This window comes from Myroides sp. LJL119 (assembly GCF_054871605.1).
In genome coordinates this window covers 454397-472199 of sequence record NZ_JBTXLO010000002.1, presented here as the reverse complement: position 1 = coordinate 472199, position 17803 = coordinate 454397, and the positions used below count along the sequence as shown (strand labels likewise).

The window sequence follows — 17803 nt, the reverse complement described above, 5'->3', positions numbered from 1 at the left end:
CATTTAATCTTTATAACCAATTATTGAATACTCTGGGTGATTTGCTTTAAGATATAAGCAAGCGCGTTTTTGTTGTCTTTAGGCATTTTAAGAGAAACCCTTGCATAAACACTTTTATTTTTTGCGATTCCGGATTTAAATTGCAAGGCTCCATAATACGGAAGATCATTTACTATATTACTTAGTTCACTAGAAACAGGTATATCAAGTTGTTTTAATACCCCGGTTACCTTTGGGGTTTGTAAAGCTGTATTAACGCCCCATTTACCTGCAAACTGCTTTTTAATTTCTTTATTAAAGTCTGCTTGAAAAGTATTGTTTTTAATTTGGGTGATTTGCTGAAAGTTCGTTGCTAAAAAAATCATATCTTCTTTAAATAGCACATACATTGCATTGGAGGACTCACTAGCTGGAATTTTGTACATCTCACCTTGTGTGGTTACCTTACCTTGAGAAAGGGCGTAATCCAATCCCATTTTAAATAACCTTTGGTCCTTTGAACTTGCTACCAATAAAAAATCAGGTAAATACTCTTGTTTGGTTTTCTCGACTTGGGTAAAGTTATAATCTTGGTCATATTCATAATCGATATAACTCACTGTGGTTTGCGCAAAGTCATTTAAAAACACCACCATATCTCCAGGTAAAACACTAGCTAAAGCTTTTTGATCAAAAGCTATATCTATACTAGTGGCAATTAAAGCAAACAAATCTGCATTCTCTGGAAACATCTGCCCGTATCTCTGACTTATAATTTGTGGCAATTCCTGTAAATAGGCCTGCATATTAAAATTAAAAGCTAGATAAGCGATATGATCCTTTGGAATATACTTTTTAAACTTTGGATTGAATTTACCATTATACATGTTAACCACGCTAGTGGCCAAATCCTTGTCCATGGTAAAATTAGTATCCAACTCTAATAAATTGCCTTTAACCCATAGATCAAAATTCGCTTTTTTATACCCATATTTCATATTATCCATATCAAATCCGTATGGCATATTAATCATATCCATAGGTAAGATATCTTTGTAAATATCATCTATATTGGTTACTTGCATGCGAATTAAATGATCGCTTTTATTTAGCATCAATTCCTTGGGATTTGCAAAGGACTGCTTTGGGTTTAAAAGCTCGGGAAAAAATTGATCAAACCATTGCTGTGTTAAAGCCAAGGCTAGGGAATCATTTTTTGCATATGTATCTATAACAGGTAAGTAGTGATTTACTTGATCATCATCATCGTACTGTTCTTGGCTTTGGTACTCATTAAAATCGGATTCCATTATAACTACCTCTTGGGATTCTTCCAAGGAGTTTGTTTTATTATCTTGCGCGATAGATTTATAATCTTGATCTTCTTGTTTTGTCCAAGACTCCGAATCCTCTTGATAGTCATAATCATAGGTGCTTTGGTATTGATCCTGGTTCTGGTCAAAATCATAAGCCTGCCAAGTTAAGTCATCCTGTTGGCTAATCTCTTGGTTATAAAAATAATTATAATTCACTTGCGATTTCACAAAAAGGATTGCCTTTTGGTTATAAGCAACTCGCATATCTTTATCCTGGTTTTCCAATACCGTATAATCCCCTATGGGCTCAATTACTTGAAAAGATTCCAAAATGTTCTGCAAATTTTCTTTGTTTTTATCTACCGAAAAAAGCATTGCAGTAAGATTTATACTATCTGTACTTTGATAATACACATAGGCTTGTTTATTTAAATCAATACCTAAATCGGTAATCTTTAAATGGTTATTTTTTGAATCCTGCTGTTTAAAAAATTTACTTTTCTCAAAAAGTTCATTCAACAACTCTACTGAACCTTTTTCTAGAATTGCCTTTTGATTAATGCTCACCACAAACTTAACCTGTTGTGGTATCATATGGGTTAAATCCTGTCCTATTACATTTAATCCCAGTAGAGTAGCTAAGATTAAAAAACTAATTTTTCTTATTTTCATATTTCTATTTTTTACAATTCAATAGTATTACTTAAAACAGCTTTACCATCTAAAAGATCCACGACTTTTTGTTTTAACATGACATTTTGTTTATTACCCGAAACATTGGCACTTGGATTATTACTTGATTTAATGGCTTGCTGGAATCTAAAAATCTGGGTATAACTAGCCGAATTAAAAGAATCTTTGTCCTTTAAATCAAATTTTTCCAATGCCTTGGAGAAACTTGGATCGTAATTATAACTTCTTGTAAACACCTTTTTTTGGGTATCATACTGGTAACTTTTAGCTAGTTGTAGCTTACTGCCGAATTTTTGCTCTATGGTTTTACTAAAAACATTTAAGGCCTTTATGTTAGAAAAATCACAAGATAGTGTAGCTATAAAATTAGTTAAGTCCAAAGTATAATTCACATTGGTTATCCCAGGGGTATTTTCCAATAAACTAACTATTTCTTGTACAGTTTGCTCTACTTTTTCTTTGGATGGAATTTTATACCCATAAATAGATTCCAGGTTCATCACTGAGGCTAACTTTGTTTTACTTTGACTTATATTTAAAGTTGCTTTTATATGACCTGATCCATTGTTTTTTATGGTGATATCTTCTATAAAATCAAAACACGAAGTCAAGGAAAAGCAAATCCCAACAAAAAATATTATTTTAAATATATACGTGCTAATTTTCATGTCTTGTTAAACTATTTTGTTTTGTGTTTTTAAGGTTTATTGCGATAAACTTTATTAAACCTACTTTGCTATACTTTAAATAATGCCCAATCCACAATTCTACAAATTTACCTTTGCTTTATGGTTTATGGTATCCCCGAAAATAGTGATTTGTTTTCCTTATTTTAAAAGACCATATTGGGTGGCAAGGGTAATGGCGGAACTTAAGTTTTTAGTCTTAAATTTTTCAATCAAATTCTTTCTATGACTCTCCACGGTGTGGGGAGAAATAAACAGTTTATCAGCAATTTGTTGGGTAGTTAAACCCAAAGAAGCCTCCAAAAGAACCTCCTTCTCACGGCGGGTTAATTTTGGAACAGCATCTAATGGCTCACTGGTTTTTCTTTTAACTACCTCTTGGGTTAAATCACATAAATAAACCTTGCCTTGTAACACGGTTTTAATTCCTGTTATTAACTGCTCGCTGGTGGCATTTTTTTGAATATATCCATTGGCTCCTAATTTTAAAACACTGTTAATCACCGCATACTCATCATGTACACTAATAATGACAATCAAAAGCTCGGGATATCTAAGTTTTAAAGGCTCTATTAATTCTATACTATTTGCATCGGGTAGATTTATATCTAAGATAAGCAAATCAATTGGTTGTTGTTTCAAACCTTGCTGCATTTGTTTAGCGTTGGGGTAAATCCCAACTACCTGCATATCTTTTTGTTGTTGGAAAAGCATTTGCAATCCTTGAGATAAAAGTACATGATCGTCAGTTATGGCTATATTTATCATGATATTTTTTTATGTTGTTTTTGGAAATATAATTTCAATACTAGTACCCACTCCTATTTGAGATTGGTAATTTAATGTGCCTTTTAAAAAATCGATTCGAGAGCGAATATTAAACATCCCGGCCGAGGAGTTTAATTTAACTTTATCCACATCAAATCCCTGACCATCATCCTCTACCGTTAAGGTATAATTGGAGTGCTCTTCTACAAATTGAACAATAATTAAACTAGCCTTGGCGTGTTTAACCGCATTATTGACAAGTTCTTGAACCATTCGATAGACTAACAATTGACTTTCTATAGGTAAGGAATCTTTGTAATGCAAAAATTGTAAATCAATTTCCAAATAAGGGGTTTGCATTCGCTGTGCATAATCCCATAGAGCCTCTTTTAATCCAAATCTTTGTAGTAAATCAGGCATTAAATTATGGGCTATTCTCCTTAACTCCTCCACCGATAAATCCATCTGGGCAAGGGTTTTAAATAAATCCTGTTGCAAAGAATCTGGCAATTTCTCTTGCAAACTAGAAAGACTAATTTTTGTAGAGGATAAAAGCCCACCTAATCCATCATGTAGGTCTCTTGCCATTCGGCTTCTTTCTTTTTCTTGTCCTTCTAACATGGCTGTAAGGTTCTGAATCTCGGCCTGCTGCTGGGCTTTGGACAAAGTAATCTGATAAATCTTTCTATCCTTGGCAAGGGCTTTTTCCCTTTGCTTATAGGCATAGATAAGAAGGATTAATGCCAGAAAAAACACAATAATTAAACTAATATAATAGGTGTTTATCTTTTCTTTATAACTTATCTCTTGTTTATAGTTTTGAATATCGGCCTTGGCCTGTTGACTCTCTAATTGGGTTAGTTTGAGTTCTTGTTCTTTTTTTTGCCCCTCTAGTAAGGATAAGGCCAACTCTTTTCTTTGGTTTTCCTCGAGTAACTTTAGATTCTCATACTCCTGTTTTTGTTGTACTCCTAGGGCTTGTACAAGTTCGAGCTCTCTTTGTTTTTTCTCCATTAAAAGAGTCATATTAACCAGTTGTTGCTCTTGTCTTTGCTTATCAAACTGAGCTTCTAGTTTTTTACTTAACTCTACTTGTTCTTGATTAAACAAGGCTTTAAATTTTTGTAAATATTCTTTTTGGTATTTTAAAGCCTCTTTATAATCGCCTTGCATTTCACTAACATCTGATAAGCCTTGTAGGATACTTAAGGTAATATTTAAATCCGGTATACTACTTTTTGACATTTGGTTAAAAGAAGAAAGTAAATATTCTTTGGTTAAAGCGGTTTGTTTATTTAAAAGCGCTACCTCGGCCATAATCCCATAAGCGGACGCCACATGGGTGTATTGCTGGGTTTTAAGACCTTGTTCTTTGGCAATGTTTGCGTAATACAATACTTGGGGATGATAACTCTCGGGGTAGTAACTAAGGTATAAAGATGCTAAATTATTAGCTGCAAAGGAAAGGTGTGAACCAAATGGTATCACACTTTTATTGTTCTGATAGGTATCTATGGCCTTTAAATAATAATCCCTGGCCTGATTTAAAATCTGGGTATTATCGGGATCCTTATCATAACGCTGCTCGTAGATATTACCCATTAACATATAGGCGTTAAATATAGTCTCGGGATTGTTCTCTATCAGGGCTAAATCTAAGGCTCTTTGTCCATATTTTTGTTGCAAGTCAAACTCTCCCCAATTGGCATAAACACCGGTTAACTCATTATAAACTGTACTTTTTCTAATATTTAATGTTGCACTTGGTTTACTTTGATTATAATACTCTAAGGCTTTTAAAAGGCTACGGACCCCTTCGGCCTCTTGATTGTTTCGTATTAAAAGCCATCCATTTGCATAATTAACATACCCCTTGGCCTCTAAATCCTGGGTGGTTTGTGCATAGTTTTGTGCATTGGCTATATTTTGACGTGAACCAATATAATCTTGATTTAACCTTTGATTCATAGCCTGGATGGCGTAGAGTCTAGCGGCATGGGCACCATCACTGAATTTAATGGCTGCGGGTAAATTCTCTTGAAATATCTCCTGGGCCTTTGCTGGGTTATTATTAAAAAAAAGGGCAGTCATATACTTTCCTGCCACTTCAAATCGCTGGTTAGAATTTGGTTGTGTTTTTAAATAGGCAACCTGTAGGGAATCTAGAACTTGCTGGGCTAAGGCGCTTTTACAAGGCCAAAGTATACCAATGCATAAAACAAGTAGTTTTACTAGGTTTGCTTGTACTAGAATTTTTTTAAACATCTTCATATTATCCCTTTGGATTAAAAACAGGGCTAAAATACAACATATAAAGCTTTATTGTCCCACTTGCATTAAAAGCAAAAAATCAAACCCTTTTAAATAGATTGGTTTTCATATCTTTAAAACTCTTTTTAAACGCTTTAGTCTTTAAAAAAACACGAATTCTTACCTTTAGTATTTTTAGCTATTCAACCTGGCTTTGCAAAGATATTGCATAACCAAAATCACACAATCCCTTTTTTCAGCTAGTTCTTGTAAAAGATCTGTTATTAACCAAGCTTTATAAAACTCTACCAGGACCAATTAAAAGGTATATGGCTAATTTTTACCCCTACCTCCAACGTCTTTTTTTAAATATCCCTAATTTCAGCTATTGTAATACTTTTGAGCTTGCTCTACATTTGCCTTAACAAAAAATAAAAAAGCAAGTAAACAATAACATTATGGAAAACACAAAAACACAAAGCTTAACACAGGATCAAGGTAAATTAGTAGCAATTATTTCTTATTTAACCATCATCGGGTTAGTAGTTGCTTATATACTTAATAAGAAAAATCCTACCCAACTAGGTAGTTTTCACATTCGTCAAAGCATTGGTTTTACAATTGTTGGATTTTTACTAACCTTTGTTGGTTTTGTTCCTGCAATAGGAATGATTCTATCGGGTATCGCTAATTTAATTATTCTAGTTGCCTTTATTTACTGTTTAATAGCTGCATTTAAACAACAAGAAAAGGAACTACCTATTGTGGGAGGAATGTTTCAAAAGTGGTTTACTTTTGTATAATACAACTGTAAAACTTGTTAAAATCAAATTCTTATTAATCAATTATACCTTTTTACAAGGCAATATTTTCCTTTGACTTTTACCACGGGATTTGTTTGAAGTAAAATTACTTTCAAGTCATAGGCAAAAGTTAGATCATCTTTAAAAAATTGTTATATAAAATCGCTATATCCTAGTCCCCTTTAATTTTACATATACCTAATTTTAAGTAAAATCATTATCCATGTGAAATTAAGAAAAAGTCAAGAAAAAGGAAATATTCACTACTGTTACAAGTCCAATATTATTTTATTGGACTTGTTTTTTTTATTTGTAAACGCCACGCATGTAAAATAAAATACCTCTAAAATAGTTCTGCTTTTATGGGTAAATCTATTTATTTGAGATCATAGATCTCTATAGCGTAAATATTTTGTTCCGGTTTTTTATTTAAAGTCTGATCCGTTACATCCTTACCATCTTTATCAATAACCTTTGTTATTGTTGCTCCACTGGATTGTTGAAATAACTGAGATAAGCTCTTGTTACTGTTTTGCTTTACAACCTTGGTGTATTGCTTTTTATTTACATCCATAGCCTTTAAACTGGATTTATCCAACCAATAGGTAGTTGAGTCTTTACTGGCCTGAATAAGCTCAAAGTTAAAAACGCCCTTATCATCACTTGCTTTAATTACAAAACCAGGTAGATTTTTAAACTTATACGGACCTTCTTGTAAGGCTATATCTTGGGTAAAATAAACTGTCCAGACTCTTCCGCTAAGCTCTCCGGTGGCCTTTTGGGCATTCATATTGTTTATTTGAACAATCTGATCGGAGATATCCCACTTTATTAAATCAAGGGGTTCTTTCAAATTGTAATAATCCAAACCACTTCTAGAATAGGTATTTAATTCTTGGGAATCGTTATACACCACTCCCCCTGGGAAACGGCTGATAAAAGGTTTTAAAGCATCAAGTCTTTCTTGCATAGTTAAATTATTTGCTTGATTTTGCTCTATCATCTTTTCGTTTTTAAGTACAACCCCACTGGGTGCAAACCTAGAGGTGTTATCCACCACATCTAAATACATTACCTCTTGCATTGGCTCGCTTTGATCAGAATCCTTGCCTTGTCTTAAAAAGTCTACTTGGTAGGTGTAACGCATAACAGGAATCTGCTGCTGAGCATAACTAAAAGAAAAACAAAAAAACAACAATACAGCACTAGTAAAATTTCGGTGTTTCATAATTATATTTATTTAATTAATACAAGATTATTTAGCTTTCAAAGCCTTTTTAAAGTAGTCATTAGCTGCTTTTTTGGGGCTTATTTTTTTCAAATAGTTAACAAAAATAAAAAAGCAATATACTTATTAAACTCTTAATTTTAATTAAAAAACAAAACTTAATTTTAAAATCCCCCCATTTGATTAACAAATACAAAGTCAATTATTTTCTCTAACTTAGTCGAATCACAAATAAAACATTTTTAAAAAACCATAGAATTCAATATGACACGTCTTACTTGTACATCTGCGGTTCCCAAACCGGTTTACTTGTTGTACTTTACCGCTGTGGGAATTTTTCTAGTTAGTTGTATACTAACTATTGTAAACTATTCTAATGTTAATTCTACGGTAATTATCCACTGGAATTCAAATGTCCAACCCGATGGATATGGTCATAAATCCTTTTTATGGTTTTTTCTAGGCTTTACTCTATTATTTTTAGCCATTATAATCTTGTTTTTAAAACGCCCTAATTATGCTAACTATCCGGTAAAAATAACTCTAGAGAACAAAGAGAAGGCCTATAGGGCAATGCGATATTTTTTGGCCTTGTGCGCCTTGTTTATGTCTTTGGTTTGCTTTTATAGCATATGGACTAATTTGTAAAAAACATCCACTCTTTACGTATAATTTACCCTTTAAAGCGTATTTTAACTCGCTCTAAACAACGATCACTTTAAAAAACAAGAGCAAAAAAACATTTTCTTTTAAGCTTTTTAAAATAACCTCTTGCTTTAAAAACAAAAAACAAAGTCGTTCTCTTGTAGTAAAAAGGGAGTCATACGAATCTTTAAAAAAAAATCTGCTCAGATTCACCAAGCAGATTTTTATGTATTTAAAAATTATTATTTCGTTTTAAAGCGTACTGAAAAGCATAGTGTTTTAATTAAAATCATAGATAGGTAACTCTACTTGATAATTTTGCTATTAGGTGATTAACTCTTGTGGGGTATGTAATGCACTTTTTTTTTATAAAAATTAGCTTTTTATCCTTTTTAGTTAATCTAGCTTGTTATGTTACTTCTAGTTTTTTTAATCTTTTTTTTTAACGTTTTTTCATAGCTAGATACTCAAAACAACAAAGTCAAACTAGCCTTTAATCCATGTGTTTGTTTACTTTTTAAAATTTAAAGATTGGCAATATTCTTAACCACCAATTTCTAGCATCCTTTTTAGATAGGGTTTCATTAATGGAGGCTTCTCCAGTGGTGTTTGACACCACATAATAGTGTTGTTGATCAAACTCTGTAGAGGTCATCAAGTGGCCCTGACTATAGATATTATCACCATTTACATTATTAATCACCTTGGTTAATTCATCCTTGTTCTCTAGCCATGTTTGAATTAACAACTCAGCTTCTTCTTTAGCTGGAACATACCATTCCCCTTTTAAATCGTTTTCATTTTTATTTTCATGTACCCATTTAAACATAGCGTATTTGTTTGCAAAATCAGGCTCATTTCTTCGTCTTGATGTAATATTTCTAGTGGCAAATTCACCGTCGATTTCACTGTCAATACCACCTATTCCGATCTGTTTTTCATACACCTTTGGATCTCCCCAGTTTACGTTTTTGTTTTGATGTAAACTAAAAACCTTACCTGCCGACCCAGTTTGATTCACCTGAAATACAATACCTTGAATAGGGAATCCTTTATAAGGGAAGTAATCACCAACTTTATAAATATGGTTTGTATCAGCCCCAACCAAGCGTATATTATAAGGTAGAACACTACCTTGATTTAAATCTACATTTGAGGTTGTACTATGGGTTAAACTACGTGTTATATTACCTTGGTTTTGTGAGAATACGAAAAGATCCTTACCACTAGGTATTCTTTGAGCTGGTATTAAAGCGCGATATGTAAATACGAACGGAAAACTAGGATTATCGTACTTCTCTACCCTATACATAGTAATGGGCTTAATATCCGAAATATTATTAATTTGTCCAGAAGATAAATTAAAGTTTCCACCTGTATTACACCCCACTAACATGACCTGAACCTCATTAGACATTTGAGCTCCTACACCACCTGATTCAACCTTTAATTCAATCATAGATAACTTATGTGCAAAATTTAAATCAATCGGCTTATCAGAAGCAGCGGATTTTAAATTAGATGCAGCCATAAAGTAACTTTTTGAAAAATTTTGCTCCGAATGCTGATCACCTACATAGCCAAAGGACATATTTAAGGCATCTTTAGCATCCTTATTGTAGGGATAATAGGCATAAAAACTCAAGGTCTGTCCATCAGAGGGGTAGGTATCTTTATCCACTGGAAAATAAGCGACCCAATTTCCATTTTCATATTCCATTTTCATATTATCAACCCAGTTTCCTTGGCTCTTTAATGGTTCATTACCTTTTACTATATAAATACCTATTTGATCGTTTTGTTGCCAAGTGGTGTTATAATTGTTATCCCCTGAGGTGGATACTCTTAAAGATCCTGAATCTTTAGAGTTTGGTAAAACCATATTAAAATGAATTTTTTGTATTTTATCACTTGGATTGGTCAAATCTTGCACATCATCTTTTTCACAAGACCAGAAAAAAACTGCTGCCAAAAGGCAAAGCAATACTCGATTAGTTATAGATTGTATCATTTCATTTAAATTTTAATGTTGTTATTGGGCCGTTCCATGTTTTGGTGAATCCACAGTCCATTTCTCTACAGTAATACCTGCTTGAATTTCTTGTTTATTAAACTCCAAATCCACTTGATAGAGATTCCCGGATCTTAATGCATTTAACTTGGATGATAAATCCAAGGTATGGGTTGTATTCTGGCTACTTGTAAAAACGATAGTATGAGTGGGTCCTAATACAGAAACTGGTAATAAAATAAACTCAAATGTTTTCTGTTTTTCATCCATAAATCCTGTAATGGGCATGATATTAGAATAATCAGTAAGTCCGTTTTGTCCCTTTAAATCAAATTTAGCCTTAGTATTCATCCCATTTACCACCACATTTGTAATACTAAGATCAGTGGTTTGTTGTGAATCTAACTTAATTACTAACTTTACTAATTGATGCTGGAAATCAAAATCTACAACGCCGCTTGTTTTATCAAATCCCTTACCCGAATTATCAGCCTTTGCAAAGAGCAGTTCTATTGCATCTGGATTACTTTGGTTATTCAGCTCCACGGAATAATTCCAATTATCGAGTCTTTGATTATAAGGATGATAGGCTATAAAATCCACTTTATCGGCTAGATCATTTGGATAGTAGATTACTTTAGAGCCAGCTGGTTCAAAAAAAATTTGCTTCTCGGAGCCACTAGACTTATACTCGATATTTTGTTCGCCATCCACAACAAGGTGAGTTGCATTTGAAACTTTAAAAATACCTATGTGATCATCCCCTTGCCATATTTCCCTGGCAGTGGAACCTTCACCCAGAAACTTATTGTTTTTTTGCAAACTGGTAGTAAATTTAACCTGCACATCGCCACCACTATTACTTGTTGGATTAGAATCATCACTACTACAGGAAAAACATAGTAGTGCAAGAATACTTGTTGTTAAAATTAGTTTTTTTTTCATCTTTATTTTTTTTCTTTTTTTATTACACGAATCTATTTTGGTAATCTATTTGTAGGATAGGTTATATATAACTTTACTTTTTAAAATAACTTGTAAAGAACCTTGGCTTGTTACCTCCTAGCCTATCATTATCAAAAACAATAATTAAACTGTTAAATTTAATAAAAAATAATATATATAAATACTAAAAAAGTTAAATAACAACCAATTAACCCAAAAATAATCGGACTACCTTTATCAAAAAGTAGTTTGAAGTAAATTCCCTTTTTGATCTATCACATTTATCTGGTGATTATACAATTCTATAAAATATACTTGATCCAAATCTGCAATGTCCAATTCCTTTAATTTACTTAAAAGCCAGTTCTGATCTTTATCCAGGGATTTTAAATAATCCAAATCTAGTATTTGATTGGCATACACCAAGCTACCTGGCAAAGAGGTATCCTTTTTATTCTCTCGAACTGATAATTGTCCATTTGGCTCGACTTGCACAAACTTGACATTGGAAAACGAATCATAGCCCAAAATGCGTAAACTACAGGCTATATTATAGATATCTAATTTATTATTCTTATCCCTTAGGGTATCCAAACAAAACTTGCCATTATCTACAATCCGTATTGGCTTACCAAGGGCGAATGACCTAAAAAAAGACGTTCTTTTCACCAAGAAGTTTAGACATCCAATAATAGCAATGCCTATAAATAAACTACTAAGATATTGCAACATGGTAATATCCGGGTTATAGATCACCCCCCCTATAATCCCCCCTAGAATAAAATTGCCTATTAAATCAATAGCATTCATTTGGGAAACTTGCGTTTTACCGGTGTAATTCAAATAAAAAATAATGATTAAAAAACCCAATAATAGCTTGATAATTAAATCGAAATAGATGAAGACCATAGAATGATTTTTATAAATTAACAAAAACGTACTGTTTCCATAAAATCAAATGACATATATTGTTTTACACACTAAATTATATTAAAATAATATAAATATACTAAACATTTAACACTTAAGAAAATATAATATAATTAAATTCAATCAAAATAAGAAATCACAACAAATGGTAAGAAAGTACCCTTTTCTGTGATTTTCATTAAAATTACATTCTGTAAAAGTAGTAGGTATACCAAAGTCTACCGCAAATTATTCCACTACCCCCTTTATGTATCTAAGGATACTTATAGGTAATAATTATACTTATTTACATTACAAGACACTCATACAATCTTAAATATGCCTATATCCTTTACCTATAGAATATTTATGTTTTGTTTAGTAAAATACACTTACGTTTTTATATAAAACAAAAGACTTGTAAAAGGTCTTAAAAGTAAAAAATCTGCATGAATCAAATATTCATGCAGATTTTAAAAAAATTTAATCTAATTTCAAAAACAGTTACGGTATAACGTAATTTTTATCCGTATTGTTTTGTACATACTGTATTGCCCAAGCCATTGCATTGGCGTATAAAATACTATTATAAACTGTATTTCCTCCATAAAAGTCCTTTGTTATTGGTACACCACCGGCTGTAATAGCTGCAGGGAAAATAGTAGTTGAACTATTGGATGCATTACCGGCAGTCCAACCGGCATCTGCAACAAATAAATAACCTAAAGTATTGTGTCTAAACATCCATAAAGCATCGGTATTTGTATCTTGATGTCCAAGAATTATAAAGTTACTAGAAACACCTGTTACATATTGAGGGTTATTTACATCATTTGCTCCTTTTTTGCCACGCGCGTTACCAAAAGGGCCGTTAAATATTGGATCTTCTACATCTAATAACGAGTTAATATAACCAGCTCCTGATATAATTTTAGTTGACGCAGAATAATCTATTGCATTAATTAAATTTACTGATGAACCGCCGTTCTCCTGAGAATGAATTAAAACTCCTTTTTTATTTTTCACAAAATCCTCTAAAACGGCAATTGTATTGTTATCTGGTATATAATTATACCCTATTACCACTACATCAATTTTATTGTTATTTATAAGGTTTTTAACGGTATTACCCTGGTAAATTCCTCCGTTAAAAATAGTAATCCCATCGGTTTTCATGGTTCCATTCTGTCCAAAATTCACAGCTGCCTCCAAAACAGCTCTACTGGTTTCTTTAGAACCTGCAGTACCCGGCTGGTACAGTCCGCCACCTAAACCAAGAACATTTATTTTATTGTAAATAAATTCTACGTTTTTATTACATGTAATAGCTCCTATGGCGCTATTTGAAGTTAAAGTAAAACGATGAATCCCTCCGTTTAAAGGTGTACCACTTGCCTGTAATTCCACTTCTTGACTTCCTGTTAAATTAAAAGTTCCTGAACCAGAGAAAGTAACTCCATTTACCTGGTCACTTGTAATGCTATAAGCCCCTGGATATTGTACATTTACTGTAACAATCATTTTATTATCAGCCTTCATAGCGGTATTAGGTGCATAGCTTCCTTGTAAGGTTATAGTAGAACAATTCATCGTATAAGCCACATCTTGGGCTAGAATCTCTACATCAAAAGAACAAGTAGCTATCATTCCTTCCACAGAAGCTAGAGTAAAGGTTTGTATACCTGGTAGATTAGGAGTTCCAACTCCAGTTAAAACTACGTCTCTTACTCCAAGAGAATTAAACTGCAAAGGTCCAGAGGTAAAATACACTCCCGCCACCGTATTGGTTGTAATACTTGTACTACCTGTAGCCTTTACATCCACCGAGATTGTAACGGTATTACTAGCAAGTAGCGTAACATCTTGTTTATATACCCCTTTAACTTCCGCAACACTACAATCCACTTGATAACTTAAAGGCTTTACAGTAACTTCTATACCCTGACAAGGTGCCTGTCCATCGGAGTTTGTTGTAAGAGTAAAGGAATGTACACCAGAATTCACAGGAGTACCACTTGCTACCAGTTCCACAATTTTAGCACCTGGGCTATCAAAAGTTCCAGAACCTCTAAATGAGATTCCATTTGTAGTGTTAGTGCTTATATTCCAATATCCAGCACTTTGCACATTGATTTTTAAAATAAGTTTATGAGAGTCATCTAAAGACATGCCAATCATATAATCCCCCTGTACTTCTATTTCATTACATGAAACCTGATAACTTACATCTGCTTTTTCAACAGGAATTTTTATCTCACAACTACTAGGTTTGTTATTTAATGAAAAAGATACCGTATCTCCAGGATCACCAGGATCATATCCCATTGCAGGAGTACCCACTCCAGCAAGGATTAAGGTATAACTTCCCGCAGATGGAAAAGTTCCCTCAGCCGTGAAATAATATCCATTCTCACTGGTGGCCATCACTTGATAAGTACCTGGCTGGCTAACGGTTACAGGAACAGTTAAAAAATTGGCTCCGGTAAGAAAGTCTCCTTGTTTATAGTTTCCACTTACTCGAATTGCACCACATTGTACCGTCGTTATATCAAACACCGCTGGTGGCGGAGTTCCACACATACTAAGCCAGTTATCCTGAGCCTTACTCCAATAATTAAAACAACCAGTTGTTGTATTAAATATCATTAATCCATCGGCTCTATTTGCCGGGTCAATTGCATCTCTTTGTTGAGTGGTTAAACGAGGAGTTAAAAACCCCTTATTAACACTTTCTAACTCAAGTACTGCACCTAAACCTGGAATTACAGGGCTACCGCTTAGCGTACCATCTTTGATCTTAGTCATATTAGTTTGAGACATCCCTGAGAACATACCCATAAAAAACACTAACATAATGGCTAAAAATCCCTGAACAATCGTATATTTTGAATAGTTATTACGCATCATTAATAGTTTAAAAAGTTAGTTTAAATAAATTTTTCAAGAGCAATCTCTAGCATTTCAAGTTTTTTCAACATTTGCTCATTGGCCTGTTCTAGCTTATTTATTCGCGATTCTTTTTGCTCTAATAAATTTACTTTCTCTAGCATACTTTGATTGGTTTTCTCCAATTCTTTGATTCGCGCTTCTTTTTGTTGTAGCTCTTTATTTTGATCAATCATATGTAGGTAAAGTTCCTCTGTCTTTTCAAGAAGTTGTACCGATAACTCCGAGAGGTTGATCACATAACCGCTTTCACTTGTATCTAACTCATCTATGGGAGTTATTCCAGGTAAATGACGATTTTCTTTGATAAACTCCTCAACATTATCTAATGAATTAAAATTATAAGAATAATTCAAATCCGAATAGCCATCAAAATAACTTTCAAACACGTAATCGGCATAATAACTATTAACAGCCGTTATACTACCATTAACTCGCAATTTTTCATTTGGAGAAGAGGATGGTTCTGTAAAACCAATTCCCACCCAGCCTAGTGTGTATATATTTGCTGTGTTTGAGGTTGCAAGCTTATGGTTGCTTGCATCGTTCCACGGATGCTTATTAATTGTCTGTAAGTTAAAAGAATTAACTACACCCCACTCATCGGTGTAGCTTAATAAATCTTTATCTATATCAAATTCCAATGAAGTGAGCGTTTCAACCCCTTTAATAATATCTCGTAAATGCAAAACAGTATTTTCACCAGCTTCATTGGTATAGGTTAAAATATTTTGACCTGGATCATAATCCAAAGTAGTGAGGGTTTCACTACCCTTAACAAGGACTTTTATATCAATTGGGTGTTGACTACCGGCCTCATCGGTATAGGTTAAGGTATAAACATCAATCTCTTGTCCGGAATCGTCGGTTTCTTGGGTTACAACGTTTTCTAAAGAAGTTAAAGTTTCATTGTCCTTCACCACAGTCGCTAAGTCAACATTATCAAAGGTTCCATCGGGCTTTTTCCAAGTTAAAAGGCTCCCGTCATAAAAAACATTCCCTCCATTTGTTTTTATGATCGTGTTTAAAATCTCTTCAACCTGCGTATTATTAACAATTTGCTGAAAATTTTCGATAACTTCTGCGGGAATATCAATATCTACTCCCACGCCTTTCTCATCGGTATAAGTATATACGCCATTCCCATTTGGTTTTTTAACCAAAGAAGTAATAATATTTAATTTATCTATACCTATATCCACAAAATTGCCCTTGCTATCAAATAACTTTAATATATCATCCTCAACAACAAAATTACTATTGGTAGGAAAGTCAACAACTGAATCATCTATAGAAGTTAGTAACCTAGTCCAACTATCTTCTTTCCAGTAATAATACCCTGGTATTAAATCACCTTCTTTTGTTGTATTATACACAAGTAAACTCGTTACATTTCCATTTGCAATAGTTTCGTCGTCCGTTAAGTTCTTTAGCTTTACTTGAGGAATTAAAACTCCCTTATCTGTTGCAGAAATGTGAAGCTGAGAAGATAGATTAGGAAAATGCGTCCCTAGTCCTACTTGAGCAAAACTTATTATACTAGTACAAAAAAAGGCACTTAGTAAAATCCATCTTTTTTTCATGTGACTATTTTTTTTATTTTAAATTCTTTTACGTATCAGATATAACCCAATGTATTTGTCCTTTTTTATTCTAATGTGCTTCTTGCCAGATAAATCAGAAAAAATAAAAACTTTTTACAACCTTTCTATCCAATGCTTTAACATTATCCTTATTTATAAAAGACCTAACAATTAATTATAAATTAAGTTTCATTAAAAACCAACGCGCCAATACCACTCTGGCTTTTTATTAACTTTTATCCTCCTTGGGCCACATTAACTAGCACAAAGCAAAAACTTATTAGTCCATATGGTTTTATGTCTGATTACAATGAACTACTAAATTAATCTTAAAATTAATAAAAAAATACATATTAACACAATATAATAACATAAATTTTAAAATAATTCTTACAAACAATCTTAATTACTTATATATATAGCACAATTTACAGTTGTTTAAGAATCGTTTGAGTATCAAATTCATTATATTTGTTCTATATTACCTAATATTTCTACTAACAATCTACTAAAAAGATAAAGAGTAATCAATTTTAACATCCAATATGTTAAAATATCATCACCCCTATTTTTATTACTAATAATTAAATGCAGCTTTTTTTATAATAATTTTAACAAATAAGAATTAGTTTTTAAAATGTAATGCAGGCAAAAACTAATACTGTTTTAAAACAATAATATATGCAAGGGAATTTAGCTTTGCGGATTAAAAAACGTATACGCTGATTTAAAACCACTTTAGTACTATTTTAAAAAAAATAGCAGCTTAATTATTTTTAAAATTTCATACACCAAAAAAAAAAATGACTCCCAAAAAACTATTGATACCTCTAAGCAAGCCATAGAATTACGCTAAGGGGATATAATTAAAAAAAACAAAATAAACTACAGATAGCTTAAAACATCCTCTTAAAGTTAAATAAGTAATTTAAGTGTAAAATAAAAATCCTTTTGTTACTTTTTAGTATGAAGTGTTTTTACAAATAATAATTAAGTATATTATGGCACGGAGTCTTTTTAGAAATTTTATAAAAACTAGAT

The 17803-nt window shown here is 32.6% G+C and carries 12 protein-coding genes; 2 read left to right on the top strand and 10 right to left on the bottom strand.

Going from position 1 to position 17803, the window contains the following annotated elements; translation table 11 throughout:
* Positions 1–20 precede the first annotated feature (20 nt).
* The 4 genes from ACYSNV_RS04885 to ACYSNV_RS04870 form a co-directional block, all read right to left on the bottom strand.
* Positions 21–1967, bottom strand: a complete 1947-nt coding sequence (locus ACYSNV_RS04885; RefSeq protein ID WP_461761447.1) for a hypothetical protein — start codon at positions 1965–1967, stop codon at positions 21–23.
* Positions 1968–1978: 11 nt separating this feature from the next.
* The gene (locus ACYSNV_RS04880; RefSeq protein ID WP_461761446.1) at positions 1979–2656 is read right to left on the bottom strand and encodes a hypothetical protein; all 678 of its coding nucleotides are present in this window, start codon (positions 2654–2656) and stop codon (positions 1979–1981) included.
* A 159-nt stretch (positions 2657–2815) separates the two neighbouring features.
* A complete protein-coding gene (locus tag ACYSNV_RS04875) occupies positions 2816–3442 on the bottom strand; it encodes a response regulator (protein ID WP_461761445.1) in 627 nt (208 codons plus the stop codon).
* Between the two features lie 9 nt (positions 3443–3451).
* Positions 3452–5713 carry a histidine kinase gene (locus tag ACYSNV_RS04870; RefSeq protein ID WP_461761444.1) on the bottom strand — a complete coding sequence of 754 codons (2262 nt, stop codon included), beginning with the start codon at positions 5711–5713 and terminating at the stop codon, positions 3452–3454.
* Positions 5714–6150: 437 nt separating this feature from the next.
* On the opposite strand from ACYSNV_RS04870, the gene ACYSNV_RS04865 reads away from it, so the two are divergent.
* Positions 6151–6495, top strand: a complete 345-nt coding sequence (locus ACYSNV_RS04865) for a DUF4870 domain-containing protein (RefSeq protein ID WP_461761443.1) — start codon at positions 6151–6153, stop codon at positions 6493–6495.
* A 376-nt stretch (positions 6496–6871) separates the two neighbouring features.
* Here the strand turns inward: ACYSNV_RS04865 and ACYSNV_RS04860 are convergent, their stop codons facing one another.
* Positions 6872–7723 carry a GLPGLI family protein gene (locus ACYSNV_RS04860; RefSeq protein WP_461761442.1) on the bottom strand — a complete coding sequence of 284 codons (852 nt, stop codon included), beginning with the start codon at positions 7721–7723 and terminating at the stop codon, positions 6872–6874.
* A gap of 264 nt (positions 7724–7987) precedes the next feature.
* Between ACYSNV_RS04860 and ACYSNV_RS04855 the strand changes: the two genes are divergently transcribed.
* Positions 7988–8371 carry a DUF1648 domain-containing protein gene (locus ACYSNV_RS04855; protein WP_461761441.1) on the top strand — a complete coding sequence of 128 codons (384 nt, stop codon included), beginning with the start codon at positions 7988–7990 and terminating at the stop codon, positions 8369–8371.
* 514 nt (positions 8372–8885) lie between these two features.
* On the opposite strand, the gene ACYSNV_RS04850 is transcribed toward ACYSNV_RS04855, so the two are convergent.
* From ACYSNV_RS04850 to ACYSNV_RS04830, 5 genes are all read right to left on the bottom strand, one after another.
* Complete coding sequence (locus ACYSNV_RS04850; RefSeq protein ID WP_461761440.1) at positions 8886–10379, bottom strand: fimbrillin family protein; 1494 nt, start codon at positions 10377–10379, stop codon at positions 8886–8888.
* A gap of 21 nt (positions 10380–10400) precedes the next feature.
* Entirely contained in the window at positions 10401–11324 is a 924-nt protein-coding gene (locus ACYSNV_RS04845) for a fimbrillin family protein (RefSeq protein ID WP_461761439.1), read from the bottom strand.
* A 237-nt stretch (positions 11325–11561) separates the two neighbouring features.
* Entirely contained in the window at positions 11562–12233 is a 672-nt protein-coding gene (locus ACYSNV_RS04840; RefSeq protein ID WP_461761438.1) for a DUF421 domain-containing protein, read from the bottom strand.
* 504 nt (positions 12234–12737) lie between these two features.
* Positions 12738–15140 carry a hypothetical protein gene (locus ACYSNV_RS04835; RefSeq protein ID WP_461761437.1) on the bottom strand — a complete coding sequence of 801 codons (2403 nt, stop codon included), beginning with the start codon at positions 15138–15140 and terminating at the stop codon, positions 12738–12740.
* Positions 15141–15160: 20 nt separating this feature from the next.
* Positions 15161–16762 carry a hypothetical protein gene (locus ACYSNV_RS04830; protein ID WP_461761436.1) on the bottom strand — a complete coding sequence of 534 codons (1602 nt, stop codon included), beginning with the start codon at positions 16760–16762 and terminating at the stop codon, positions 15161–15163.
* Positions 16763–17803: the final 1041 nt, after the last annotated feature.